Origin of the sequence: Serratia surfactantfaciens (assembly GCF_001642805.2) — a bacterium.
GTDB classification, from domain to species: domain Bacteria; phylum Pseudomonadota; class Gammaproteobacteria; order Enterobacterales; family Enterobacteriaceae; genus Serratia; species Serratia surfactantfaciens.
Genome location: NZ_CP016948.1, coordinates 72,442 through 98,403 on the forward strand (window position 1 = coordinate 72,442; position 25,962 = coordinate 98,403).

At 59.1% G+C, this 25,962-nt stretch carries 21 protein-coding genes; 20 read left to right on the top strand and 1 reads right to left on the bottom strand.

Features of this window, described 5'->3' with window-relative positions; translation table 11 throughout:
* The first annotated feature begins 781 nt into the window (after window positions 1–781).
* The 5 genes from leuO to cra all read left to right on the top strand — a co-directional run bounded on the left by leuO (window position 782) and on the right by cra (window position 7,754).
* Window positions 782–1,729 (top strand): transcriptional regulator LeuO, encoded by a 948-nt coding sequence (gene leuO / locus ATE40_RS00285; RefSeq protein ID WP_019455060.1) that lies wholly within the window; start codon window positions 782–784, stop codon window positions 1,727–1,729.
* A gap of 465 nt (window positions 1,730–2,194) precedes the next feature.
* Window positions 2,195–4,003, top strand: a complete 1,809-nt coding sequence (locus tag ATE40_RS00290) for an AMP-dependent synthetase/ligase (RefSeq protein WP_019455061.1) — start codon at window positions 2,195–2,197, stop codon at window positions 4,001–4,003.
* Window positions 4,004–4,319: 316 nt separating this feature from the next.
* On the top strand, window positions 4,320–6,038 hold the full coding sequence (ilvI, locus tag ATE40_RS00295; RefSeq protein ID WP_025159636.1) for an acetolactate synthase 3 large subunit: 1,719 nt from the start codon (window positions 4,320–4,322) through the stop codon (window positions 6,036–6,038).
* 2 nt (window positions 6,039–6,040) lie between these two features.
* Window positions 6,041–6,532 (top strand): acetolactate synthase small subunit, encoded by a 492-nt coding sequence (ilvN, locus tag ATE40_RS00300; protein WP_025159637.1) that lies wholly within the window; start codon window positions 6,041–6,043, stop codon window positions 6,530–6,532.
* A gap of 217 nt (window positions 6,533–6,749) precedes the next feature.
* A complete protein-coding gene (gene cra / locus ATE40_RS00305) occupies window positions 6,750–7,754 on the top strand; it encodes a catabolite repressor/activator (RefSeq protein WP_063918152.1) in 1,005 nt (334 codons plus the stop codon).
* Between the two features lie 40 nt (window positions 7,755–7,794).
* Here cra and ATE40_RS00310 read toward each other — a convergent pair whose 3' ends face one another.
* Window positions 7,795–8,235 carry an L-alanine exporter AlaE gene (locus ATE40_RS00310; protein WP_019455064.1) on the bottom strand — a complete coding sequence of 147 codons (441 nt, stop codon included), beginning with the start codon at window positions 8,233–8,235 and terminating at the stop codon, window positions 7,795–7,797.
* A gap of 864 nt (window positions 8,236–9,099) precedes the next feature.
* Here ATE40_RS00310 and mraZ point away from each other — a divergent pair.
* The 15 genes from mraZ (at window position 9,100) to ftsZ (ending at window position 25,930) form a co-directional block, all read left to right on the top strand.
* The gene (gene mraZ / locus ATE40_RS00315; protein WP_025159638.1) at window positions 9,100–9,558 is read left to right on the top strand and encodes a division/cell wall cluster transcriptional repressor MraZ; all 459 of its coding nucleotides are present in this window, start codon (window positions 9,100–9,102) and stop codon (window positions 9,556–9,558) included.
* A gap of 2 nt (window positions 9,559–9,560) precedes the next feature.
* Window positions 9,561–10,502 (top strand): 16S rRNA (cytosine(1402)-N(4))-methyltransferase RsmH, encoded by a 942-nt coding sequence (gene rsmH, locus ATE40_RS00320; protein ID WP_004932794.1) that lies wholly within the window; start codon window positions 9,561–9,563, stop codon window positions 10,500–10,502.
* Complete coding sequence (gene ftsL, locus ATE40_RS00325) at window positions 10,499–10,819, top strand: cell division protein FtsL (protein ID WP_015376645.1); 321 nt, start codon at window positions 10,499–10,501, stop codon at window positions 10,817–10,819. The genes rsmH and ftsL overlap by 4 nt, the downstream gene beginning before the upstream one ends.
* Before the next feature lie 42 nt (window positions 10,820–10,861).
* Window positions 10,862–12,625 (top strand): peptidoglycan glycosyltransferase FtsI, encoded by a 1,764-nt coding sequence (locus ATE40_RS00330; protein ID WP_019455066.1) that lies wholly within the window; start codon window positions 10,862–10,864, stop codon window positions 12,623–12,625.
* Window positions 12,612–14,099, top strand: coding sequence for a UDP-N-acetylmuramoyl-L-alanyl-D-glutamate--2,6-diaminopimelate ligase (murE, locus tag ATE40_RS00335; protein ID WP_063918153.1), 1,488 nt, complete (start codon window positions 12,612–12,614; stop codon window positions 14,097–14,099). Before ATE40_RS00330 ends, murE begins: the two co-directional genes overlap by 14 nt.
* Window positions 14,096–15,457 carry a UDP-N-acetylmuramoyl-tripeptide--D-alanyl-D-alanine ligase gene (murF, locus tag ATE40_RS00340; protein WP_063918154.1) on the top strand — a complete coding sequence of 454 codons (1,362 nt, stop codon included), beginning with the start codon at window positions 14,096–14,098 and terminating at the stop codon, window positions 15,455–15,457. The genes murE and murF overlap by 4 nt, the downstream gene beginning before the upstream one ends.
* A complete protein-coding gene (gene mraY / locus ATE40_RS00345) occupies window positions 15,451–16,533 on the top strand; it encodes a phospho-N-acetylmuramoyl-pentapeptide-transferase (RefSeq protein ID WP_004932782.1) in 1,083 nt (360 codons plus the stop codon). Before murF ends, mraY begins: the two co-directional genes overlap by 7 nt.
* A 2-nt stretch (window positions 16,534–16,535) precedes the next feature.
* Window positions 16,536–17,855: a UDP-N-acetylmuramoyl-L-alanine--D-glutamate ligase gene (gene murD, locus ATE40_RS00350; protein WP_063918155.1), complete on the top strand. Its 1,320-nt coding sequence runs from the start codon at window positions 16,536–16,538 to the stop codon at window positions 17,853–17,855.
* Window positions 17,852–19,054, top strand: a complete 1,203-nt coding sequence (gene ftsW / locus ATE40_RS00355) for a cell division protein FtsW (protein ID WP_063918156.1) — start codon at window positions 17,852–17,854, stop codon at window positions 19,052–19,054. Before murD ends, ftsW begins: the two co-directional genes overlap by 4 nt.
* 3 nt (window positions 19,055–19,057) lie before the next feature.
* Window positions 19,058–20,122: an undecaprenyldiphospho-muramoylpentapeptide beta-N-acetylglucosaminyltransferase gene (murG, locus tag ATE40_RS00360; protein WP_025159642.1), complete on the top strand. Its 1,065-nt coding sequence runs from the start codon at window positions 19,058–19,060 to the stop codon at window positions 20,120–20,122.
* An 84-nt stretch (window positions 20,123–20,206) separates the two neighbouring features.
* Window positions 20,207–21,682: a UDP-N-acetylmuramate--L-alanine ligase gene (gene murC, locus ATE40_RS00365; protein WP_063918157.1), complete on the top strand. Its 1,476-nt coding sequence runs from the start codon at window positions 20,207–20,209 to the stop codon at window positions 21,680–21,682.
* A complete protein-coding gene (locus ATE40_RS00370) occupies window positions 21,675–22,595 on the top strand; it encodes a D-alanine--D-alanine ligase (protein ID WP_019455073.1) in 921 nt (306 codons plus the stop codon). Before murC ends, ATE40_RS00370 begins: the two co-directional genes overlap by 8 nt.
* Before the next feature lies 1 nt (window position 22,596).
* Window positions 22,597–23,448 (top strand): cell division protein FtsQ, encoded by an 852-nt coding sequence (gene ftsQ / locus ATE40_RS00375; RefSeq protein WP_019455074.1) that lies wholly within the window; start codon window positions 22,597–22,599, stop codon window positions 23,446–23,448.
* Window positions 23,445–24,701: a cell division protein FtsA gene (gene ftsA, locus ATE40_RS00380; protein ID WP_004932758.1), complete on the top strand. Its 1,257-nt coding sequence runs from the start codon at window positions 23,445–23,447 to the stop codon at window positions 24,699–24,701. The genes ftsQ and ftsA overlap by 4 nt, the downstream gene beginning before the upstream one ends.
* A gap of 74 nt (window positions 24,702–24,775) precedes the next feature.
* Complete coding sequence (gene ftsZ / locus ATE40_RS00385) at window positions 24,776–25,930, top strand: cell division protein FtsZ (RefSeq protein WP_004932757.1); 1,155 nt, start codon at window positions 24,776–24,778, stop codon at window positions 25,928–25,930.
* Window positions 25,931–25,962: the final 32 nt, after the last annotated feature.

Here is a 25,962-nt window from a genome sequence, read left to right on the forward strand (position 1 = left end):
TCAGCTCCGAACGTCGTCCACAGGCATACCGCGCAAGCAAGATGCGTTGAGTAGTAGGCCTAGTAGACGGTGAGTACGGATCATAATGGTTCAGCTTCTCTTAAATTGGGTGTCTGCCTAATTTGATACGTGATTGGTCTGGCGATGTCAACACCTGATTGAATGCGGGGACAATGCGCCGGTTAATCTGCCGGACAGAGGATCCTTCGGCAAAAAAGCAGTGCGACAGAGAAAAAACGAAGGGCAGTTTGCGCGTTGCTTAGCATAAACGAATCGAATATATACTGCGCTAATTGCTTCTGGATTTCGTTGAGTTAAAATTCATGATGAAAAAATAAGCGGGTTAATCACGGAGGGCAATAAAATAACATTTTTAATACAAATGGTTTGCGTTGAATTCATATGATTAATTGATTGTTTTGGCCTTAAAATAACAAAATAATGCGATTTAACACAAAGTGAGCGATGTTTTTAGATGGTTTGATGGCTTGCGATGTGTTTTTATAGTTTGTCTCACACGGCACGGTTACGTTGTTTAATTGTATTAATCATTGTTGATACCTAATTATTAGTACCACCCAGGTAGCATTCTTCCTCTGGCGGTAGAAGCTGCTGACATGCATTCCATATACGACTTATATCGTGTCGGTAACACGAGGTTTTTTATCGGCTGATGGCGGTAATGGCAGGATTTTTCGTGCAAAGATAAGACAATGCGGAGTTTCATTGTTTGTCGAGCATAAGGATTAGATTATCTACACAGGATTTAGTGGAGTGAAATATGGCTGAATATGATTCAGAAATCGCCATGGTCAAAGAGCCGGCGGACATCCATTTGCGCAGTGTCGATCTTAATTTGCTGACGGTGTTTGACGCCGTAATGCAAATGCAAAATATTACGCGAGCCGCTAATTCGTTAGGCATGTCGCAGCCGGCGGTGAGCAACGCGGTGGCGCGCCTGAAGGTGATGTTCAACGACGAGCTGTTCGTGCGCTGCGGGCGCGGGATCCAGCCCACCATGCGGGCCAGGCAGCTGTTTGGCCCGGTGCGGCAAGCGCTGCAGCTGGTGCAGAATGAGCTGCCGGGCGCAGAGTTTGAGCCGTTGACCAGCACGCGGGCGTTCTCGCTGTCTTTGTGCAGTCCGCTCGATTTGCGTCTGGGGGCCGGGATAATCAATCACGTCAAACAGATCGCGCCGCAGCTTAATCTGCAAGTAAAGTCATATATTAACAATAATATTGAACACCAATTACGCTATCAGGATGTTGAATTTGTCATTGGCTACAGCCGTTTCGAATCGGCGGAGTTCCGCAGCCTGGCGATGTTCGACGACGAATTAGTGCTGGTGGCCGCGCAGGCGCACCCGAGAATAGGTGAAGAGACGACGTCGGAACTCATGTTGGCCGAACAGCATGCCGCGGTTTCCCTGGAAAGTTTTGGATCGTTCAGTAAACCTTTTTATTCCGAGGAGCCGATGCTGCGCGCCGTGACGCAACAGTGCACCGATCTCTATAGCGTACTGAATATGGTGTCGCAAACGGACATGGTGGCGATTGCGCCCGCCTGGTTGGTGCGGCAACAGACGGAAACGTTGAAAATAAAGGCGGTTCCTTTATGCGGCAATGACAATAAAGCCACTTGCTATCTTTCCTGGCATGAATCTTCCGAACGGGATAAAGGGCACCAGTGGATGAAATCTGTTCTGATTGAGGCGGGAAGCCAAAAGTAACGCGATAAAAAACCGGGATTATATAAAGATAATATTTAACCGAGCGATTTTTCTCATGATGAAAACTAAGAACTATCTGTGTTTTTATTAAGATGTTTCTTGGTTTTACGGCGATTAAATAACTTATTTTCAGGGTGAGTTGGTTCGTTTGCCAAAAATAATTAATATAAATTTATATTCTGATTTTGTCTTTCCGACTGGAATTTTAAACTAATCTGATGCGGCGGTCCGAATGGACCGCATTTTATCGGCATCACCCCCTCTTTTCCCCGCCGTTTTGTCCTGGCGATGAAAGCGACGAAGTTAGCCCGTGTTTTAGCTCACACTTCTACGCTGAAATCGCTTTTCCCTCTGTCTGAGAGTAGGTAGACTGCGCAGAAAAAAGTAAACACGTGTAAGCTGAGATGAGAACCGCAAGGCGTCGTTCTGGCTTAACTGTTTGATTCATTTCAGGCTTAGAGCACTATGATCAATAATCTGCTGCAATACCATTTGATCCATCGTATACAGCATCAAATTACCCACCGCGCGGATCGCACAGCGTTTCGCCAATGGTCGCCCAACGGTGAGCTTCAACTGACCTGGGGAGAGGCCGCTGCCCGTATTGATCGCATTGCCGCTGGGCTGCTGGCCCTGGGGGCCGAAGTGCAAGAGCGCATCGGCATTTTCGCCAACAACACCATGGCCTGGTCGCTGGCCGATCTCGCGATCCTGCATCTGCGCGGCGTCAGCGTACCGCTCTATTCCACCAATACGCCGGCGCAGGCGGCGTTCGTCATCAATGACGCCGACATCCGCATCCTGTTCGTCGGCGAGCAGGCGCAGCTGGATGCCGCCATCGCGTTGCGCGGCGTCTGCCCGCAGCTGAGTCATATCATCGTGTTCGACGAGGGCGCCGATCTGCGTGGCTGCGAGATCGCACAACATCTGAGCGCCTTCGAGCGCGCTGCCGATCCGGCGGCTTTTACCGCTCAACGTCAGCAGCGCATTGAAGAGTGCGACCTGCAGGATCTCTTTACCCTGATCTATACCTCGGGCACCACCGGCGAACCGAAAGGGGTCATGCTGGACTACCGCAACCTGGCGGCGCAGCTCTACCTGCATGATGAACGACTGACGGTCGGCGAAGAGGATGTGTCGCTCAGCTTCCTGCCGCTGTCGCACGTATTCGAGCGAGCCTGGAGCTTCTTTGTCATGCATTCCGGCGCGCAGAACGTCTTCCTGCCGAACACCGACTGGGTGCGGGAAGCGATGGGCCAGGTGCGCCCGACGCTGATGTGCGCGGTGCCGCGATTCTACGAGAAGATTTTCAGCGCGGTGCATGAGAAAGTGGCGCGCGCCCCTTGGCTGCGCCGCGCGCTGTTCCACTGGGCGATCGTTTGCGGCGAACGCAAGTTCCTGCAGGAGCGCGCCGGCAAACCGTTGGGCAAACTGTTCGAACTCTCCCACCGCTGGGCCGACAAGCTGGTGTTGAGCAAGCTGCGCGGCATTCTCGGCGGCCGGGTGCGCTTCTTGCCGGCAGCGGGTGCCAAACTGGATGACAATGTGATCCTGTTTTTCCAGGCGATGGGCGTCAACATCAAGTACGGCTACGGCATGACCGAAACCTGTGCGACCGTGTCTTGCTGGGAAGAGGGGCATTTTCGCTTCGGCTCTATCGGCAAGCCGCTGCCGGAGGTTGAGGTGCGCATCGGCGAGGAAAATGAAATCCAGGTGCGCGGGCCGATCGTGATGCGCGGCTATTTCAACAAGCCGTTGGAAACCGCCGCGACCTTTACCCAAGACGGCTGGCTGAAAACCGGCGACGCCGGGGCGATCGATGAAGAGGGCAATCTGTTCATCACCGAGCGCCTGAAGGATTTGATGAAAACCTCCGGCGGCAAATATATCGCGCCGCAGATGCTGGAAGGCACGCTGGCGCAAGATCGCTTTATCGAGCAGGTGGCGATCATCGCCGATGCGCGCAAGTTCGTTTCCGCGCTGATCGTACCGTGCTTTGAGTCGCTGGAAGAGTACGCGAAGTCAGTCAACCTGAAATACCAGGATCGCCTGGAGCTGCTGCGCAACGGTGAGATCCTTGAGATGTTCGAGAAGCGCCTGCGCGAGATGCAAAAGGAGCTGGCGCGTTTCGAGCAGGTGAAGAAGTTCACTTTGCTGCCGGCGGCCTTTTCCATGGAGCTGGGAGAGCTGACGCCAACGCTTAAGCTGCGTCGCAAAGTGATCCTGCAGCGCTATCAGAGCGAAATCGACTCGATGTACCGGGAACAGGCCTGAGGCCGATGCCAGGCCGCGAGCCCGGCGAAAAAATCGGCATATTCTTCGCCTGATTTAGTTCTGTAATTTCCCCTCTGTTCGAAACAATGCCTAGCCTGACAACCCCAGGGCTAGCGCATTGTTTTTATAAAGCCGCGATCTCCAGCCGCTTGGCAATAACCCCGCTGCGGTTAAGCCATTTTGCCGTTTGCCTGCCCCATATTCTGACGTTATGTTAATTCGATAGCGACAACCCATAAAAATTTTGGGGCATTGCCCCGCAGTAGGCGCTACGTTCCAGCGCCAGAGAAGAATAAGCAAGCCTGGAGGCAAACCCATGGAGATGTTGTCAGGAGCCGAGATGGTCGTCCGATCGTTGATCGATCAGGGCGTTAAACATGTATTCGGCTACCCCGGCGGGGCGGTGCTCGATATCTACGACGCCCTGCATACGGTCGGCGGAATCGATCATATTCTGGTGCGTCACGAGCAAGGGGCGGTGCACATGGCCGACGGCTACGCGCGCGCCACCGGCGAGGTGGGCGTGGTGCTGGTGACGTCCGGCCCGGGCGCCACCAACGCCATTACCGGCATCGCCACCGCCTATATGGATTCTATCCCGATGGTGGTGCTGTCAGGGCAAGTGCCCAGCTCGCTGATTGGCTACGACGCCTTCCAGGAGTGCGATATGGTGGGCATTTCACGGCCGGTGGTGAAACACAGCTTCCTGGTGAAACGCACCGAAGACATCCCGGCGGTGTTGAAGAAGGCATTTTACCTGGCTTCCAGCGGCCGGCCCGGCCCGGTGGTGATCGACCTGCCGAAAGACATCGTCGGCCCGGCGGTGCGGATGCCTTATGCCTACCCGCAGGACGTGAGCATGCGTTCTTACAACCCGACGGTGCAGGGCCACCGCGGGCAGATCAAACGTGCGTTGCAAACCATTCTGGCGGCCAAAAAGCCGGTGATGTATGTCGGCGGCGGCGCGATTAACGCCGGTTGCGAAGCCGAACTGCTGTCGTTGGCGGAGCAATTGAATCTGCCGGTGACCAGCAGCCTGATGGGGTTGGGGGCCTTCCCCGGCACTCATCGTCAGAGCATCGGCATGCTTGGCATGCACGGTACCTATGAAGCCAATAAAACCATGCACCATGCCGATGTGATCTTCGCCGTCGGCGTGCGTTTCGACGATCGCACCACCAATAATCTCGCCAAATACTGCCCGGATGCCACCGTGCTGCATATCGATATCGATCCGACCTCGATCTCCAAAACGGTGGATGCCGATATCCCGATCGTTGGCGACGCCAAACAGGTGTTGGTGCAGATGCTGGAGCTGTTGGCACAGGATGACAAGGCGCAGGATCACGATGCGCTGCGCGACTGGTGGCAGTCTATCGAGCAATGGCGTGCCCGCGACTGTTTGGGGTACGACAAAAACAGCGGCACCATCAAGCCGCAGGCGGTGATCGAAACCCTGCATCGTCTGACCAAAGGCGACGCCTATGTGACCTCGGACGTGGGGCAGCACCAGATGTTCGCCGCGCTTTATTATCCGTTCGATAAACCGCGCCGTTGGATCAACTCCGGCGGCCTCGGCACCATGGGCTTCGGCCTGCCGGCGGCATTGGGCGTCAAGCTGGCGCTGCCGGAAGAAACCGTGGTGTGCGTTACCGGCGACGGCAGCATCCAGATGAACATTCAGGAGCTGTCCACCGCCCTGCAATATAACCTGCCGGTGGTGGTGGTGAACCTCAACAACCGTTATCTGGGCATGGTGAAGCAGTGGCAGGACATGATTTATTCCGGCCGCCACTCGCAGTCTTACATGGATTCGCTGCCGGACTTCGTCAAGCTGGCCGAGGCCTATGGCCATGTCGGTATCGCCATTCGCACGCCGGATGAGCTGGAAAGCAAGCTGGCGCAGGCGCTGGCGGAAAAAGAGCGGCTGGTGTTCGTCGACGTGACCGTCGATGAAACCGAACATGTTTACCCGATGCAGATCCGCGGCGGAAGCATGGACGAAATGTGGCTTAGCAAAACGGAGAGGACCTGATCATGCGCCGTATTTTATCTGTCTTGCTGGAAAACGAATCCGGCGCCTTGTCGCGCGTGGTCGGGCTGTTCTCCCAGCGCGGTTATAACATCGAAAGCCTGACGGTGGCGCCGACCGACGATCCGACGCTGTCGCGCATGACGATCCAGACCGTCGGCGACGAGAAAGTGCTGGAGCAGATCGAAAAGCAATTGCACAAGCTGGTGGACGTGCTGCGCGTCAGCGAACTGGTGCAGGGCGCTCACGTCGAGCGCGAGATTATGCTGGTGAAGCTGCAGGCCAGCGGCTATGGCCGTGAAGAGGTGAAACGCTGCGCCGACATCTTCCGCGGGCAGATCGTCGATGTGACGGCAACGCTGTACACGGTGCAATTGGCCGGCACCAGCGACAAGCTGGACGCCTTCCTGAGTGCGGTGCGTGACGTGGCGGAAATCGTGGAAGTGGCGCGCTCCGGCGTGGTCGGCGTGTCGCGCGGCGACAAAATCATGCGCTGAGCGCGGTCTGCTGGCGAATAATCGGGGCGCGGCGTGGCTGCGCCCTTTGTTTTTCGGTATTTTTTGCCCGATTGCTGGCACCTTTCGGCAAAAGCGGTTGCTAGGCAGTGTTTTCTGCTGTTAGATCGCAGAGGCTGGATTGAATAACCGCACGGGATGTCATGGTTAATCCGAGCACAGCCTTCACTTCTATTTTCAGCGTCATTAAGGGGTTAATGTGAAACTGGATGAAATCGCGCGTCTCGCGGGCGTTTCGCGCACGACGGCCAGTTACGTCATCAACGGCAAGGCGAAGCAGTATCGTGTCAGCGATAAAACCGTCGAGAAAGTGATGGCCGTGGTCAGGGAGCATAACTATCACCCGAATGCCGTCGCGGCGGGGCTGCGCGCCGGGCGTACCCGTTCTATCGGTCTGGTGATCCCGGATCTGGAAAACACCAGCTATACCCGCATCGCCAACTACCTGGAGCGTCAGGCGCGCCAGCGCGGTTACCAATTGCTGATCGCCTGTTCCGAAGATCAGCCGGACAACGAAATGCGCTGCATTGAACACCTGCTGCAGCGCCAGGTGGACGCCATCATCGTTTCCACCGCGTTGCCGCCGGAGCACCCTTTCTACCAACGCTGGGCCAACGATCCGCTGCCGATCATCGCGCTGGACCGCGCGTTGGATCGCGAGCATTTCATCAGCGTCGTGGGCGCCGATCAGGAAGACGCCTTTGCGCTGGCGCAAGAGCTGCGCACCTTCCCGGCGGAATCGGTGCTGTATCTGGGCGCCTTGCCGGAGCTATCGGTCAGCTTCCTGCGTGAGCAGGGCTTCCGCCAGGCCTGGCAAGAGGACCCCCGCCACGTCGATTACCTGTACGCCAACAGCTACGAGCGTGAAGCCGCCGGAGCGCTGTTTGCCGAATGGCTGAAAACTCACTCGATGCCGCAGGCGTTGTTCACCACCTCGTTCTCTTTGCTGCAGGGTGTGATGGATGTGACGTTGAAGCAACGCGGCCGTTTGCCGACCGATCTGGCGATCGCCACCTTCGGCGATCATGAACTGTTGGATTTCCTCGAGTGCCCGGTGCTTGCGGTGGCGCAGCGCCATCGCGACGTGGCCGAGCGCGTGCTGGAGCTGGTGCTGGCCAGCCTGGACGAACCGCGTAAACCTAAACCGGGGCTGACGCGTATTCGTCGCAATCTGTTCCGCCGCGGCAGCCTGAGCCGCAAATAGTTCGCCGTCGAGCAGGGGCCCGCATGACCGGGCTCCTGTCTTAGACGTAACCCGTCACCCGAAACAATCGCCGGCAATACTCCAGGAAGTAGCCATACACCACACCCATCGCCATGGAGACCAGCGCATTGCTGGTTACTGCCGCCAGCATTTGCTGGCCGTCGGCACCGACGCTCCACAGAATGGCGGCATAAACCGGCGACTGAAAGCTGACATAGGCCAGCAAATCGGCGAGATTGCGCAGCAGGAACTGGCCGCGCGGGCTGCGGCGCGCCGTGCGAATAAACAGATCGCGATAGCGGCCATAAGGCCAGGCGATCAGGATGTTGACCGGGATCGACAGCAGGCGGGAAGAGAGGGATTGCTGGAAGCTCATGCCGGAGATCAACACCTCGATCGCCATGCCGGCGATAAAGCAGTACACCACCAACGCGAACGTATCGGCGGCGGCGCTGCGCCAGTGGGCGGCGGGCGAAAGCATGAGTGTCTCCTTTTATGGTTAAAATACCGTTAAATTATTATTTTTTGGTTGTTAATTCTGAGTTTTTGCTTTTTTAGTAGTTTACTAATCTACATTGTGTTTTTTAACTAGTTTTATATTTTTATTTTTAACATTTGTTCGGTTTTTGTCCCGCAGAACCGGGGGGCAGGATGGGGCGGAGAGATTAAAATCGGTGTTTTTAAATAAATTCATTAAAAACATAGTGTTGCGATTTTTCGGGCCGGGTGGGGATTTTTTCCGGGAAAAATTGTGGAAATAAAGGTGTAAGAAAATGAAACCATAATTGTAAACAGGTATTTTGGGAATAATCTTACCAAATTGATTTAAATAGAAATTGCTTCTGCTCGTAATATCCGAGCCATTTATTTTTGTCGCGGCCTCATCATTGGTGCACGAATTGAAGTAAAATAGCGCGCGGTTTGACGGTGAATAACGATTGAGCGTTATTAACTCAAGGAGTTATGGCCTTATTCCGCGAACGGTTCGCCAAACGCCGAGCCTTGGCGGGCGCGGCTCGCCAGCGGTTACAGCCCTGAGATTGCCGAGCTGAAAAATGAGACATGGCTTGCAGAAGGAAGTAATGAGTTAATTAATCGCCAGTTCGTCAGGTTTTTAATCAGATTCTTTCCGCTTAGAAAATTCTCTCCGTTTATCATGGTGTTAATTTTTAATCGTCGAATAATCAGAGTTTCTTTCGCGAGTCAGCTCCCAAAATGACCAGAGAAATATTGCCAAAGCGCTGCCGCTCTGGCTTGACAAGGTTTTCATACCCTCCGTAAACTCCATTGTGTGGGAATTTGTGGGGTAAAGTGGTGAAAACGGTCACTAAGGGGTAGCTCAGGAATGTTCCGTGGAGCGACGATGGTCAACCTCGACAGCAAAGGGCGGCTCGCCGTACCTACCCGATATCGGGAATTGCTCAACGAGGAATCGCAAGGCCAAATGGTCTGTACCATTGACCTCCATCAGCCCTGCCTGCTGCTTTATCCTTTGCCCGAATGGGAAATTATTGAACAAAAATTATCACGTCTGTCGAGCATGAATCCCGCCGAGCGCCGCGTTCAGCGCCTGCTGCTGGGGCATGCCAGTGAGTGTCAGATGGATAGTGCCGGTCGTTTGCTGCTCGCCAATACGCTGCGGCAACACGCCGGGCTCACGAAAGAAGTGATGCTGGTCGGTCAGTTCAACAAGTTTGAACTGTGGGATGAACAGACCTGGTATCAACAAGTCAAGGATGATATTGACGCTGAACAGTCGACTCAGGAACCGTTGTCTGAGCGGCTACAGGACTTGTCGCTATAAGCATGTTGGAAAACTATAAACACACCACCGTCCTGCTGGACGAAGCCGTCAACGGCCTCAATATCCGCAGCAACGGCATATATATCGACGGTACTTTTGGTCGCGGTGGCCATTCTCGTCTGATTCTGTCCCAGCTGGGGCCGGAAGGGCGCTTGCTGGCGATTGACCGTGACCCTCAGGCGATTGCAGCCGCCAAATCTATTGAAGATCCTCGTTTTACCATCGTACACGGCCCATTCTCCGAGTTGTCGCACTATGTGCGGGAGCGCGAACTGGTGGGCAAGATCGACGGCGTTCTGCTCGATCTGGGCGTTTCCTCGCCGCAGCTTGACGACGCAGAGCGCGGGTTTTCCTTTATGCGCGACGGTCCGTTGGACATGCGCATGGATCCGTCCACCGGCCTGTCTGCCGCAGAATGGCTGATGAAGGCTGAAGCGGACGACATCGCCTGGGTGCTGAAAACCTTTGGCGAAGAGCGCTTCGCCAAGCGCATCGCGCGCGCCATCGTGGAAAGAAACCGCGTGGAGCCGATGACGCGCACCAAAGAGCTGGCGGATCTGATCGCCGATGCCAGTCCGTTCCGGGAAAAGCATAAGCACCCGGCGACGCGCAGCTTCCAGGCGATCCGCATCTATATCAACAGCGAGCTGGAAGAGATCGAGCGTGCGCTCGACGGCGCGCTGGAAGTACTGGCCCCACAGGGCCGTTTGTCGATCATCAGCTTCCACTCGTTGGAAGACCGCATCGTCAAACGCTTTATGCGTCACCATAGCCGCGGCGCTCAGGTGCCGGCCGGCATTCCGTTGACCGAAGAACAACTGCGCGGCATGGGCGGCCGGACGCTGAAAGCGCTGGGCAAAATGATGCCGTCGGAAGCGGAAGTGGCGGACAACCCGCGTGCGCGCAGCTCGGTGCTGCGTATTGCTGAGAGGATGCCCGCGTGATCGGCAACGAACGTCACGGTCTGGTTGGGGTCATTGGCGGCGATCTGCTGCGCAACGCCAAGATCCCTCTGATTTTACTGATTGCGTCACTGGTCTCCGCGATTTTCGTGGTGACCACCGCGCACCGCACCCGCCTGCTGACCGCCGAGCGCGAGCAGCTGGTATTGGAGCGCGATGCGTTGGACATCGAGTGGCGCAACCTGATTTTAGAAGAGAACGCCCTCGGCGATCACAGCCGGGTTGAACGTATCGCGACAGAAAAACTGCAGATGCAACATGTTGATCCATCGCAGGAAAATATCATCGTTAAACAATGAATGGTTTAACCGGAATAATGACACGGAGTAGAAAGGAAACGCATGAAAGCAGCGCGCCCCGGTAAGATGAGACGCCAGGAAGATCAGGCCAGCTTTGTCAGCTGGCGTTTTGCGTTGCTGTGCGGCTGTATTTTGCTGGCGATGGTCGGTCTGATGCTGCGCGTCGCTTACCTGCAGGTTATCAATCCCGATCGCTTGGTGAAAGAAGGCGACATGCGTTCGCTGCGCGTACAGGAAGTGCCAACCGCGCGCGGCATGATCAGCGATCGCGCCGGCCGCCCGTTGGCGGTCAGCGTGCCGGTCAATGCGGTGTGGGCCGATCCGAAAGAGCTGAACGAGCGCGGCGGCATCACGCTGGACAGCCGTTGGAAAGCGCTTTCCGATGCGCTGAACATCCCGCTGGACCAACTCTCCAACCGTATCAACGCCAACCCGAAAGGGCGCTTCGTTTATCTGGCTCGCCAGGTTAACCCGGCGATCGGCGACTACATCCACAAACTCAAGCTGCCGGGCATCTACCTGCGGCAGGAATCGCGCCGTTACTACCCGGCGGGGCAGGTGACGTCGCACATCATCGGCGTGACCAACATCGACGGACAAGGCATTGAAGGCGTCGAGAAGAGCTTCGACCGCTGGCTGACCGGGCAACCGGGCGAGAGAACGGTGCGCAAGGACCGCTTCGGCCGCGTGATCGAAGATATCTCCTCCGTCGACAGCCAGGCGGCGCACAACCTGGTGCTGAGCGTCGATGAGCGCCTGCAGGCTCTGGTGTATCGCGAGCTGAACAACGCCGTGGCGTTCAACAAGGCCGAATCGGGCACCGCGGTGCTGATCGATGTGAACACCGGCGAAGTGCTGGCGATGGCCAACAGCCCGTCTTACAACCCGAACAACATGGCCGGTACGCCGAAAGAGACCATGCGTAACCGCGCTATCACCGATATTTTTGAACCCGGTTCAACCGTGAAGCCGATGGTGGTGATGACCGCGCTGCAAAACGGCGTGGTGCGAGAAAACAGCGTGCTGAACACCATCCCGTACCGCATTCAGGGCCACGAAATCAAAGACGTGGCGCGGTACTCGGAGCTGTCATTGACCGGGATCTTGCAGAAGTCGAGTAACGTCGGTGTTTCAAAGCTGGCGTTAGCGATGCCGTCCTCAGCGTTAGTAGATACTTACTCTCGCTTTGGGCTGGGAAAAGCGACCAATTTGGGGCTGGTCGGAGAAAGCAGTGGCATATACCCAAAAAAACAACGGTGGTCTGACATAGAGAGGGCCACCTTCTCTTTCGGCTACGGGCTGATGGTAACTCCGTTACAGTTGGCGCGAGTCTATGCAACGATCGGCAGCCTGGGCGTGTATCGCCCATTGTCGATCACCAAGGTTGACCCTCCGGTCGCCGGCGAACGCGTTTTCCCTGAACCTCTGGTGCGCACCGTGGTGCACATGATGGAAAGCGTGGCCTTGCCGGGCGGCGGCGGCGTGAAAGCCGCCATCAAGGGATACCGTATCGCCATCAAGACCGGTACCGCGAAAAAAGTGGGCCCGGACGGCAAATACGTCAACCGATACATCGCTTATACCGCCGGCGTTGCGCCGGCAAGTAACCCCCGTTTTGCCCTGGTGGTCGTCATCAACGACCCGCAGGGTGGGAAGTACTATGGTGGCGCAATCTCCGCGCCGGTGTTCGGCGCGATCATGGGCGGCGTATTGCGCACCATGAACGTCGAGCCTGACGCGTTGCCTACCGGTGACAAAAGCGAATTAGTGATTAACAAGAAAGAGGGTTCAGGTGGCAGATCGTAATTTGCGCGACTTACTCGCCCCGTGGGTGCCGACGGCACCCGGGCGCGCGCTGCGGGAAATGACATTAGACAGCCGTGTGGCGGCTGCCGGGGATCTGTTTGTCGCCGTTGTCGGCCATCAAACGGATGGGCGCCGCTATATTCCGCAGGCCATCGCGCAGGGCGTCGCCGCTGTGATCGCCGAGGCTGACGGTCAGGCCGAAGACGGCGCCATCGTTGAGATGCACGGCGTGCCGGTGATCTACCTGAGCCAATTGAACCAGCGACTTTCCGCGCTGGCCGGGCGTTTTTACCACCAGCCGGGCGAGCGCCTGCGCCTGGTCGGCGTGACCGGCACCAACGGCAAAACCACCACCACGCAGCTGCTGGCGCAGTGGAGCCAACTGCTGGGCGAAACCAGCGCGGTGATGGGCACCGTCGGCAACGGCCTGCTGGGCCAGGTGTGTCCGACCGAGAATACCACCGGTTCTGCGGTGGATGTTCAACACGTATTAAACGATTTGGCGGAACAGGGCGCGACCTTCGCCGCCATGGAAGTTTCTTCCCACGGTTTGGTGCAACACCGGGTGGCGGCGCTGCCGTTCGCTGCGGCGGTCTTCACCAACCTGAGCCGCGATCACCTGGATTACCACGGTGATATGGCCAATTACGAAGCGGCCAAATGGTCGCTGTTCGCCGCCCACAACGTGGGGCAGGCGATCATCAACGCCGACGATGAAGTCGGTCAGCGCTGGCTCGGCAAATTGCCGGATGCGGTAGCGGTGACGATGCAGGACAACCTGCAGCCGGGCTGCCACGGCCGCTGGTTGAAAACCACGGCGGTCGACTATCACGACAACGGCGCGACTATTCGTTTCAGCTCCAGCTGGGGCGACGGCGAGATTGAAAGCCGCCTGATGGGCGCTTTCAACGTCAGCAACCTGCTGTTGGCGCTGGCGACGTTGCTGTCGCTGGGCTATCCGCTGGCGGCGCTGGTGGAAGCCGGCAACCGTCTGCAGCCGGTCTGCGGCCGCATGGAAGTGTTCAACGCGCCGGGCAAACCGACGGTAGTGGTGGATTACGCCCACACGCCGGATGCGCTGGAGAAAGCGTTGGAAGCCGCGCGCCTGCACTGCCAGGGGCAGTTGTGGTGCGTCTTCGGTTGCGGCGGCGATCGCGACAAGGGCAAGCGCCCGCTGATGGGCGGCATCGCCGAGCAGTTCGCGGATCGCGTGGTGATCACCGATGACAACCCGCGCACCGAAGAGCCGCGCGCGATCATCAACGACATCCTGACCGGATTACTGGACGCCGGGCAGGCGTTGGTGATCCACGGCCGCGCCGAAGCGGTGACCAGCGCCATCATGCAGGCGCAGGAGCAGGATGTGGTGTTGGTGGCGGGCAAAGGCCACGAAGATTATCAGCTGGTGGGCAACCGCCGCCTGGATTACTCCGACCGCACGACGGTCGCCCGACTGCTGGGGGTGCTGGCATGATCCCTGTCTCTCTTCAGACACTGGCTGAGGTATTGAGCGCTGAACTGATTGGCGCCGATTGCCAAATTGTCGAGGTGACGACAGACACCCGCAAGGTGACCGCCGGTTGCCTGTTTGTGGCGCTGAAAGGCGAGCGTTTCGATGCGCACGACTTCGCGGCGGATGCCGTAGCCGCAGGCGCCGGGGCGCTGCTGGTCAGTAAGCGCTTATCAGTGGACGCACCGCAGCTGGTGGTGAAAGACACCCGTGTGGCGCTGGGCCAGCTTGGCGCCTGGGTGCGTCAGCAGGTGCCGGCGCACGTGGTTGCGCTGACCGGTTCCTCGGGCAAGACGTCGGTGAAAGAAATGACCGCCGCCATTCTGCGTGAATGCGGCGAAGTGCTGCATACCGCCGGCAACTTCAATAACGATATCGGCGTGCCGCTGACGCTGTTGCGTCTGGAGCCGCAGCATGATTTTGCCGTGATAGAGCTGGGCGCTAACCACATTGGCGAAATTGCTTACACCACCGCATTGACGCGTCCGCAGACCGCTTTGGTGAACAACCTGGCGGCTGCGCACCTGGAAGGCTTCGGCTCGCTGGCCGGCGTCGCCCAGGCGAAAGGTGAAATCTTTACCGGCCTGCCGGCCGACGGCGTGGCGATCATCAACGCCGATAACAATGACTGGCCGCACTGGCAGAGCATGCTGGACGGCAAAACCGTCTGGCGCTTCTCACCGCAGGCCGCCGAAGGCGTGGACTTCTTCGCGGACGAGGTGCGGGTGAACGGCGCAGGCACGCAGTTCACGCTGCACAGCCCGTTCGGCAGCGCCGAGATCGCACTGCCGCTGCCGGGGCGCCACAACGTGGCCAACGCGTTGGCGGCCACGGCGCTGGCGATGTCGGTAGGCGCCACTCTGGAAGCGGTGCGTCAGGGGTTAAAACAATTGCAGGCGGTGCCGGGACGTTTGTTCCCGGTGGCGCTGGCCGAAGGCAAGCTGCTGCTGGACGACAGCTATAACGCCAACGTCGGGTCGATGACCGCGGCGGCGCAGGTGCTGGCGGAAATGCCGGGCTACCGCGTGATGGTGGTCGGCGATATGGCCGAGCTGGGCGCAGAAGCGGAAGAGTGCCACCGTCAGGTGGGCGAAGCCGCCCGTCTGGCCGGAGTCGACAAAGTCATCAGCGTCGGCGGTTTGAGCCGCGTACTGAGCGAAGCCTCCGGCAACGGCGAACATTATCAGGACAAGACAGCAGTGATCGCGCGCGTGGCGGAATTACTGTCGGAACATGCGGTCATCACCGTGTTAATCAAAGGTTCACGTAGTGCCGCAATGGAGCAGGTAGTACGCGCGTTACAGGAGAAAGCACCATGTTAGTTTGGCTGGCCGAGCATTTGGTCAAATATTACTCAGGCTTCAACGTCTTTTCTTACCTGACGTTCCGAGCCATTGTCAGCCTGCTGACCGCGCTGTTCCTGTCGCTGTGGATGGGCCCGCGGGTGATCAAGCGTCTGCAAGAAATGTCCTTCGGCCAGGTGGTGCGCAACGACGGCCCCGAGTCGCACTTCAGCAAGCGCGGCACGCCGACCATGGGCGGCATCATGATCCTGACCTCCATCACCATTTCGGTGCTGATGTGGGCTTACCCGTCCAACCCCTATGTCTGGTGCGTACTGTTCGTGCTGGTGGGTTACGGTATCGTCGGTTTCGTCGACGACTACCGCAAGGTGGTACGTAAGGACACCAAGGGGCTGATTGCCCGTTGGAAGTATTTCTGGCAGTCGGTGATTGCGCTGATCGTCGCATTCGCCATGTACGCCGTAGGAAAAGACACGCCAGCCACCGAGCTGGTTGTGCCGTTCTTTAAGGACGTGATGCCGCAGCTGGGCCTGCTGTACATCCTGCTGGCCTATTTCGTCATCGTCGGCACCAGCAACGCGGTCAACCTGACCGACGGTCTGGATGGCCTGGCGATCATGCCGACGGTATTCGTGGCGGCCGGTTTTGCGCTGGTGGCCTGGGCGACCGGCAACATGAACTTCGCCAACTACCTGCATATCCCGTATCTGCGTCATGCCGGTGAATTGGTGATCGTGTGTACCGCCATCGTCGGCGCCGGCCTCGGGTTCCTGTGGTTCAACACTTACCCGGCCCAGGTGTTTATGGGCGACGTCGGTTCGCTGGCGCTGGGCGGCGCGCTGGGCACCATTGCGGTGCTGCTGCGCCAGGAGTTCTTGTTGGTGATCATGGGCGGCGTGTTCGTGGTAGAGACGCTGTCGGTGATCCTGCAGGTGGGATCGTTCAAGCTGCGCGGGCAACGCATTTTCCGCATGGCGCCGATTCACCACCACTATGAATTGAAAGGCTGGCCGGAACCGCGCGTGATCGTGCGCTTCTGGATCATTTCGCTGATGCTGGTGCTGATTGGCCTGGCAACGCTGAAGGTGCGTTAATCATGGCAGACTATCAGGGTAGAAAAGTCGTCATCATCGGGTTGGGCCTCACCGGCCTGTCCTGTGTCGATTTCTTCATGGCGCGCGGCGTGACGCCGCGCGTGATGGATACCCGTATCGCGCCGCCAGGGTTGGACAAACTGCCTGAAAGTGTGGAGCGCCATCTGGGCGATCTGAATCAGGACTGGCTGCTGGCGGCGGATCTGATCGTCGCCAGCCCGGGCGTCGCGTTGGCGACTCCGGCATTGAGCGCTGCGGCGGATGCTGGCGTGGAGATCGTCGGCGACGTCGAGCTGTTCTGCCGTGAGGCGCAGGCGCCGATCGTGGCGATCACCGGCTCCAACGGCAAAAGCACCGTCACCACCCTGGTGGGCGAGATGGCGAAAGCCGCCGGTTGGGCGGTAGGCGTGGGCGGCAATATCGGCCTGCCGGCACTGAGCCTGTTGCGCCAGGAATGCCAGCTGTATGTGCTGGAGCTGTCCAGCTTCCAGCTGGAAACGACGTATAGCCTGCGGGCGGCGGCGGCGACCATTCTGAACGTGACCGAAGACCATATGGATCGCTATCCGTTCGGCCTGCAGCAGTACCGCGGCGCCAAGCTGCGCGTTTATGAAAACGCCGCAGTGTGCGTGGTGAACGCGGACGACGCGCTGACCATGCCGGTGCGCGGCGCCGACGAGCGCTGCGTGAGCTTCGGCGCGGATGTGGGCGACTATCACCTGAACCGTCAGCAGGGGGAAACCTGGCTGCGGGTGCGCGGTGAGAAGGTGTTGAATACGCGCGAGATGAAGCTGACCGGCCGCCACAATTACACCAACGCTCTGGCGGCGCTGGCGCTGGCGGATGCGGTCAACATTCCGCGCGCGTCCAGCCTGAAGGCGCTGACCACCTTCACCGGCCTGGCGCACCGCTTCCAGCTGGCCTGGGAGCACAACGGCGTGCGTTGGATCAACGATTCCAAAGCCACCAACGTCGGCAGCACCGAAGCGGCGCTGAACGGCCTGCAGGTGGACGGTACGCTGCATCTGCTGCTGGGTGGCGACGGCAAGTCCGCCGATTTCTCGCCGCTGGCGCGTTATCTGCAGGGCGACAACGTGCGTCTGTACTGCTTTGGCCGCGACGGCGCCCAGCTGGCGCAGCTGCGGCCGGAAGTGGCGACGCTGACCGAGACTATGGAGCAGGCGATGCGCGCCATCGCCGGCCACGTACAGCCCGGCGATATGGTGTTGCTGTCGCCGGCCTGCGCCAGCCTCGATCAGTTCCGTAATTTTGAAGTGCGCGGCGACGAGTTCGCCCGCATGGCGCAGGAGCTTGGCGGATGAAACTACGCTTGCCGAACTTCGGGCTGACTGAACGGCTGAAAGACTGGGTGACCGGCGCGCGCGACAACGACGCGGTCAACATGGTGCTGTACGACCGCACCCTGCTGTGGCTGACCTTCGGGTTGGCGATCATCGGCTTCGTGATGGTGACCTCGGCGTCGATGCCGATCGGCCAACGCCTGGCGGACGATCCGTTCCTGTTCGCCAAACGTGATGCGCTGTATCTCGGCCTGGCGTTCGGCCTGTCGCTGGTGACGCTGCGCGTCCCGATGGAAGTTTGGCAGCGCTACAGCAACATTATGTTGCTGATGTCGATAGTGATGCTGCTGATCGTACTGGTGGTGGGGAGCTCGGTGAACGGGGCATCGCGCTGGATCGCGCTCGGCCCGTTGCGTATTCAGCCGGCGGAGCTGTCCAAGCTGTCGCTGTTCTGCTACCTGGCGAGCTACCTGGTGCGCAAGGTGGAAGAGGTGCGCAGCAACTTCTGGGGCTTCTGTAAGCCGATGGGCGTGATGGTGGTGTTGGCGGTGCTGCTGCTGGCGCAACCGGACCTCGGCACCGTGGTGGTGCTGTTCATCACCACGCTGGCGATGCTGTTCCTGGCCGGCGCGAAAATGTGGCAGTTCCTGGCGATCATCGGTTCCGGCGTGTTCGCCGTGGTGCTGCTGATCATCGCGGAACCGTACCGTATGCGCCGCGTGACCTCGTTCTGGAACCCGTGGGCCGACCCGTTCGGCAGCGGCTACCAGTTGACCCAGTCGCTGATGGCGTTTGGCCGCGGCGAGTTCTGGGGACAGGGGCTCGGCAACTCGGTGCAGAAACTGGAGTATTTGCCGGAAGCACACACCGACTTCATCTTCTCCATTTTGGGGGAAGAACTGGGCTATATCGGTGTGGTTTTAGCCCTGTTAATGGTATTCTTCGTCGCTTTTCGCGCGATGTCCATCGGGCGCCGCGCGTTGGAGATCGACCAGCGCTTCTCCGGCTTCCTGGCCTGTGCGATCGGCGTATGGTTCAGTTTCCAGGCGCTGGTTAACGTCGGCGCCGCCGCGGGTATGCTGCCGACCAAAGGTCTGACGCTGCCGCTGATCAGTTACGGCGGTTCGAGCCTGCTGATTATGTCGACGGCCATCGTGCTGTTGCTGCGAATTGATTATGAAACGCGCCTGACCAAGGCTCAGGCGTTTGTGAAGAGGTAAGGGATGAGCGGGAAACCTAAGCGTTTAATGGTGATGGCAGGCGGTACCGGCGGGCACGTGTTCCCGGGGCTGGCGGTCGCGCATCATCTGATGGCGCAGGGCTGGCAGGTGCGCTGGCTCGGAACCGCAGACCGAATGGAAGCCGATCTGGTGCCGAAGCACGGGATCGAGATTGATTTTATCCGTATCTCCGGCTTGCGCGGCAAAGGCCTGAAGGCCCAACTGACCGCGCCATTGCGCATCTGGCAGGCGGTGCGCCAGGCGAAAGCCATCATGCGCAGCTATCAGCCGGATGTGGTGCTGGGGATGGGCGGTTACGTTTCCGGCCCCGGCGGCCTGGCGGCCTGGCAGTGCGGCATCCCGGTGGTGTTGCACGAGCAGAACGGCATCGCCGGCCTGACCAACCGCTGGTTGGCGCGCATCGCCGCCAAAGTGATGCAGGCCTTCCCCGGCGCGTTCCCGAACGCCGAGGTGGTGGGCAACCCGGTGCGTACCGACGTGCTGGCGCTGCCGTTGCCGGCGGAGCGGTTGCAAGGGCGCGAAGGCCCGATCCGCGTGCTGGTCATTGGCGGAAGTCAGGGCGCGCGCGTGCTGAATCAGACAGTTCCTGAAGTCGCGGCGCGTTTGGGCGATAGAATTACGCTCTGGCATCAGGTGGGCAAGGGCGCGCTGGAAACGGTGCAGCGTGACTACGAAAGGGTAGGGCAGACGCAGCACAAGGTGACCGAGTTCATCGACGATATGGCCGCCGCCTATGCCTGGGCCGATGTGGTGGTCTGCCGTTCCGGCGCGTTGACCGTCAGCGAAATCGCGGCGGCGGGGCTGCCGGCGATCTTCGTGCCGTTCATGCATAAAGATCGTCAGCAGTACTGGAACGCGCGTCCGCTGGAACAAGCCGGCGCGGCGAAGATTATCGAACAGCCGCAGTTCAACGCCGATGTGGTGGCCGAACTGCTGGCGAGCTGGGATCGCAAGACGCTGCTGGCCATGGCCGAGAAAGCGCGCGCGGTCGCCATTCCTGACGCCACCGAGCGCGTGGCGGCGGAGCTGGTGCGGCTCGCCAAGTAACGAGTGCAGGGGTTCGGTGCGCCGAACCTGAATAAAAGCAATGTGATGTAGGGCCGGGATACCGGGTCCGGATTAGAGAGAGTGATGAATACACAACAACTGGCGAAACTACGTACTATCGTGCCCGAGATGCGTCGCGTCCGGCACATTCACTTTGTCGGCATCGGTGGCGCCGGCATGGGTGGTATCGCCGAAGTGTTGGCAAACGAAGGGTATCAGATCAGCGGCTCCGACCTGGCGCCGAATCCGGTCACCCAACAGCTGAGCGCGCTCGGGGCGACGATTTACTTCAATCACCGCCCGGAAAACGTGCTGGATGCGAGCGTGGTGGTGGTTTCTACCGCCATCTCTGCCGACAACCCGGAGATCGTCGCCGCTCGTGAAGCGCGTATCCCGGTGATCCGCCGCGCTGAAATGCTGGCGGAGCTGATGCGTTTTCGTCACGGCATCGCTATTGCCGGCACGCATGGCAAAACCACCACCACGGCGATGGTCTCGAGCATTTATGCCGAAGCTCGCCTGGACCCGACCTTCGTCAACGGCGGGCTGGTGAAGGCGGCGGGCACCCACGCGCGACTGGGGTCCAGCCGTTATCTGATCGCGGAAGCGGATGAGAGCGATGCGTCGTTCCTGCATCTGCAGCCGATGGTGGCCGTGGTCACCAACATTGAAGCCGACCATATGGACACGTACCAGGGCGACTTCGAGAACCTGAAACAGACGTTTATCAATTTCTTGCACAACCTGCCGTTCTACGGCCGCGCGGTGATGTGCATCGACGATCCGGTAGTGCGTGAGCTGTTGCCGCGCGTGGGTCGCCATATCACCACCTACGGCTTCAGTGAAGATGCCGATGTGCGCATCGAAGACTACCGGCAGATTGGGCCGCAGGGGCACTTTACCCTGAGCCGTCAGGACAAGCCGTTGCTGACGGTAACGCTGAACGCGCCGGGCCGCCACAATGCGTTGAACGCGGCGGCGGCGGTGGCGGTAGCGACCGAAGAAGGCATCGACGACGCAGATATTCTGCGCGCGCTGGCGGGGTTCCAGGGCACCGGGCGCCGCTTCGACTTCCTCGGCGAGTTCCCGCTGGAGCCGGTCAACGGCAAAGCGGGCAGCGCGATGCTGGTGGACGATTACGGCCACCATCCGACCGAGGTGGACGCCACGTTGAAAGCGGCGCGCGCCGGTTGGCCGGACAAGCGTCTGGTGATGATCTTCCAGCCGCACCGCTATACGCGTACCCGCGACCTGTATGACGATTTCGCCAACGTGCTGTCGCAGGTGGATGTGCTGCTGATGCTCGACGTGTACGCCGCCGGCGAAGCGCCGATCCCTGGCGCGGACAGCCGTTCGCTGTGCCGCACCATCCGCAGCCGTGGCAAGCTGGATCCGATTCTGGTTTCCGATGCCGACACCGTGCCGGAAACGCTGGCGCAGCTGCTGCAGGATGAAGATTTGGTGCTGGTGCAAGGCGCCGGCAACGTGGGCAAAATCGCGCGTAAACTGGCTGAGCTGAAGCTGCAGCCGCCGAAGAAAGAGGAGGAGCACCATGGCTGATAAAGTTGCAGTTCTGCTGGGCGGCACCTCCGCTGAGCGTGACGTTTCCCTGCAATCCGGCGCCGCCGTGCTGGCCGGGTTGCGCGAAGCCGGTATCGATGCGCACGGCGTCGATACCCGCGATTTCCCGGTGACCCAGTTGAAAGAGCAGGGATTCACCAAAGTGTTTATCGCGCTGCACGGCCGCGGCGGCGAGGATGGCACCCTGCAAGGGCTGCTGGAGTTCCTCGAGCTGCCTTATACCGGCAGCGGCGTAATGGCCTCGGCGCTGACCATGGACAAATGGCGTACCAAGATGGTGTGGCAGTCGATGGGCTTACCGGTGGCGCCTTACGTGGCGTTGAATCGCCAGCAGTACCTTGGCGCCGATAAAGCGGCGCTGCTGACGCGCGTGGCGGATCTCGGCCTGCCGCTGATCGTCAAGCCGAGCCGCGAAGGCTCCAGCGTCGGCATGAGCAAGGTCACCGAGAGCGCCGCGTTGGAAGCCGCGTTGGAAGAGGCCTTCCGCCATGACGACGACGTGCTGGTGGAGAAGTGGCTGAGCGGCCCGGAATACACCGTAGCGATGCTGGGCGACCAGGTGCTGCCGTCGATCCGCATCCAGCCGGCCGGCGTGTTTTACGACTACCAGGCCAAGTATATTTCGGACGACACGCAGTACTTCTGCCCGAGCGGTTTGAGCGCCGAGCAGGAAGCCGAGATGGCAGCGTTGGCGCTGCGCGCTTACCGCGGTCTGGACTGCAGCGGCTGGGGCCGCGTCGACGTGATGCAAGACAGCGATGGCAGCTTCTATCTGCTTGAGGTGAACACCTCTCCGGGCATGACCAGTCATAGCCTGGTGCCGATGGCGGCGCGCCAGTTTGGATTAAGCTTCTCGCAGTTGGTGGCGAGAATTTTGGAGTTGGCCGACTGATATGTCGCAAGCTGCCCTGAATGCGCGCGATCGCGAGGTGGATAACGGCCCGCGCCGCAGCAATGGAACCCAGTTGGCGGGGATGATTTTCCTGCTGATGGTGTTGGGAACGGTCGTGTGGAGCGGTTGGGCGGTGCTTGGCTGGATGAAAGACGCCAGTCGCCTGCCGCTCTCAAGGCTGGTGGTGACCGGCGAACGCCATTACACCACCAACGATGATATTCGTCAGGCGATCCTGGCGCTGGGCGCGCCCGGCACCTTCATGACGCAGGATGTGGACGTTATCCAGCAGCAGATCGAACGTCTGCCGTGGATCAAGCAGGCCAGCGTGCGCAAACAATGGCCGGATGAGCTGAAGATCCATCTGGTGGAGTACGTCCCGGTGGCGCGCTGGAACGATTTGCACATGGTGGACGCCGAAGGCAAAGCGTTCAGCGTGCCGGCGGAGCGGGCAGGCAAACAGAAGTTGCCGCTGCTCTACGGGCCGGAAGGGAGCGAGCAGGATGTGCTGGACGGCTATCGGGCGATGAGCGCCACGTTGGCGGCCAGCAAATATACGCTGAAAATGGCGGCGATGACCGCGCGCCATTCCTGGCAGCTGGCGCTGGACAACGATGTCCGGCTTGAGCTGGGGCGCGATGACCGCAACGGGCGTTTGCAGCGGTTTATCGAGCTTTACCCGGTATTGCAGCAGCAGGGCCAGGCGGAGAGCAAGCGTGTCAGCTATGTCGATCTGCGCTACGAGTCCGGCGCTTCGGTAGGGTGGGCTCCGGTGTTGGTCGATCCGCAGGCGCTTGGCGGTCAGCAAAACAGTAATCAGCAACAGAATCAGGCACAGGCAAAACAACAATGATCAAGTCGACGGACAGAAAACTGGTAGTTGGACTGGAGATCGGTACTGCAAAAGTCTCCGCGTTGGTAGGGGAAGTTCTGCCCGATGGCATGGTCAACATTATCGGGGTGGGCAGCTGCCCGTCTCGCGGCATGGATAAGGGCGGCGTAAACGACCTGGAGTCGGTGGTGAAGTGCGTGCAGCGCGCCATCGATCAGGCCGAGCTGATGGCGGACTGCCAGATCTCTTCGGTGTACCTGGCGCTGTCGGGCAAACACATCAGCTGCCAGAACGAAATCGGCATGGTGCCTATTTCGGAAGAGGAAGTGACGCAGGACGACGTGGAGAACGTGGTGCATACCGCCAAATCGGTGCGCGTGCGCGACGAACACCGTATCCTGCACGTGATTCCTCAGGAATACGCCATCGATTATCAGGAAGGCATCAAAAACCCGGTTGGGCTGTCCGGCGTGCGCATGCAGGCCAAGGTGCATCTGATTACCTGCCATAACGATATGGCGAAGAACATCGTCAAGGCCGTGGAACGTTGCGGCCTGAAAGTTGACCAACTTATTTTTGCCGGTCTGGCCGCGAGTTACGCGGTGCTGACCGAAGATGAACGCGAACTCGGCGTTTGCGTGGTGGATATCGGCGGCGGCACCATGGATATGGCGGTGTACACCGGCGGTGCGCTGCGCCACACCAAAGTGATCCCTTACGCCGGGAACGTGGTCACCAGCGATATCGCTTACGCCTTCGGCACGCCGCCGACCGACGCGGAAGCGATTAAAGTTCGACACGGCTGTGCGCTTGGGTCGATTGTTAGCAAGGATGAGAATGTAGAGGTGCCTAGCGTCGGGGGACGTCCTCCGCGCAGTCTGCAAAGACAGACGCTGGCTGAAGTCATTGAGCCACGCTACACCGAACTGTTGAATCTGGTTAACGATGAAATTTTGCAATTGCAGGAGCAACTGCGTCAGCAAGGGGTGAAGCATCATCTGGCGGCAGGTATCGTGCTGACCGGTGGTGCCGCCCAGATTGATGGCCTGGCAGCCTGTGCGCAACGGGTGTTCCACACTCAGGTACGCATCGGCCAACCCTTGAACATCACGGGTCTGACGGATTATGCGCAGGAGCCTTACTACTCAACGGCGGTAGGTCTGCTGCACTATGGAAAAGAGTCTCACCTGAGCGGTGAGACAGAAGTAGAAAAACGCGCCTCGGTGGGCAATTGGTTTAAACGCATCAATAGCTGGCTGAGAAAAGAGTTTTAATGTTTCAACAAAGAGATCATGCTGAGTAATCTTTTTATGATCTCGCAGCGACAGGCACAAAACGGAGAGAAACTATGTTTGAACCAATGGAACTAACCAATGACGCGGTGATTAAAGTCATCGGCGTCGGCGGCGGCGGTGGCAACGCCGTTGAACACATGGTGCGCGAGCGCATCGAAGGTGTTGAATTCTTCGCTGTGAACACGGACGCCCAGGCGCTCCGCAAAACGGCGGTTGGCCAAACCATCCAGATTGGTAGCGGTATTACCAAAGGTCTGGGTGCGGGCGCGAACCCTGAAGTGGGTCGCAATTCAGCGGAAGAAGACCGCGAAGCCCTGCGCGCAGCGCTGGACGGCGCAGACATGGTCTTCATCGCGGCCGGCATGGGCGGCGGTACCGGTACCGGTGCGGCGCCAGTGGTGGCTGAAGTGGCTAAAGATTTGGGTATTCTGACCGTGGCCGTGGTGACCAAGCCTTTCAACTTCGAAGGCAAAAAGCGCATGGCATTCGCGGAGCAGGGTATCGCTGAACTGTCCAAACACGTGGACTCGCTGATCACCATCCCGAACGACAAACTGTTGAAAGTTCTGGGTCGTGGCATCTCTCTGCTGGACGCGTTCGGCGCGGCCAACGACGTGCTGAAAGGCGCGGTGCAGGGTATCGCCGAGCTGATCACCCGTCCGGGCCTGATGAACGTCGACTTCGCCGACGTGCGCACCGTGATGTCCGAAATGGGCTACGCGATGATGGGTTCCGGCGTCGCTTGCGGTGAAGACCGCGCCGAAGAAGCGGCCGAAATGGCGATCTCCAGCCCGCTGCTGGAAGACATCGATCTGTCTGGCGCGCGCGGCGTGCTGGTCAACATCACCGCCGGCTTCGACCTGCGTCTGGATGAGTTCGAAACCGTGGGTAACACCATCCGCGCGTTCGCCTCCGACAACGCGACCGTGGTTATCGGTACCTCGCTGGATCCGGAAATGAACGACGAACTGCGCGTCACCGTGGTGGCGACCGGTATCGGCATGGACAAGCGTCCTGAAATCACCCTGGTGACCAATAAGCAGGCCAGCCAGCCGGTGATGGATCACCGTTACCAGCAGCACGGTATGTCGCCTCTGCCGCAGGAAGTGAAACCTGCCGCCAAGGTGGTCAACGACCAAGCTGCGCAGCCGAATAAAGAGCCCGACTATCTTGATATTCCAGCCTTCCTGCGTAAACAGGCAGACTAAGAATATCCTGAGAATTTGGAATCTCCGCTCTT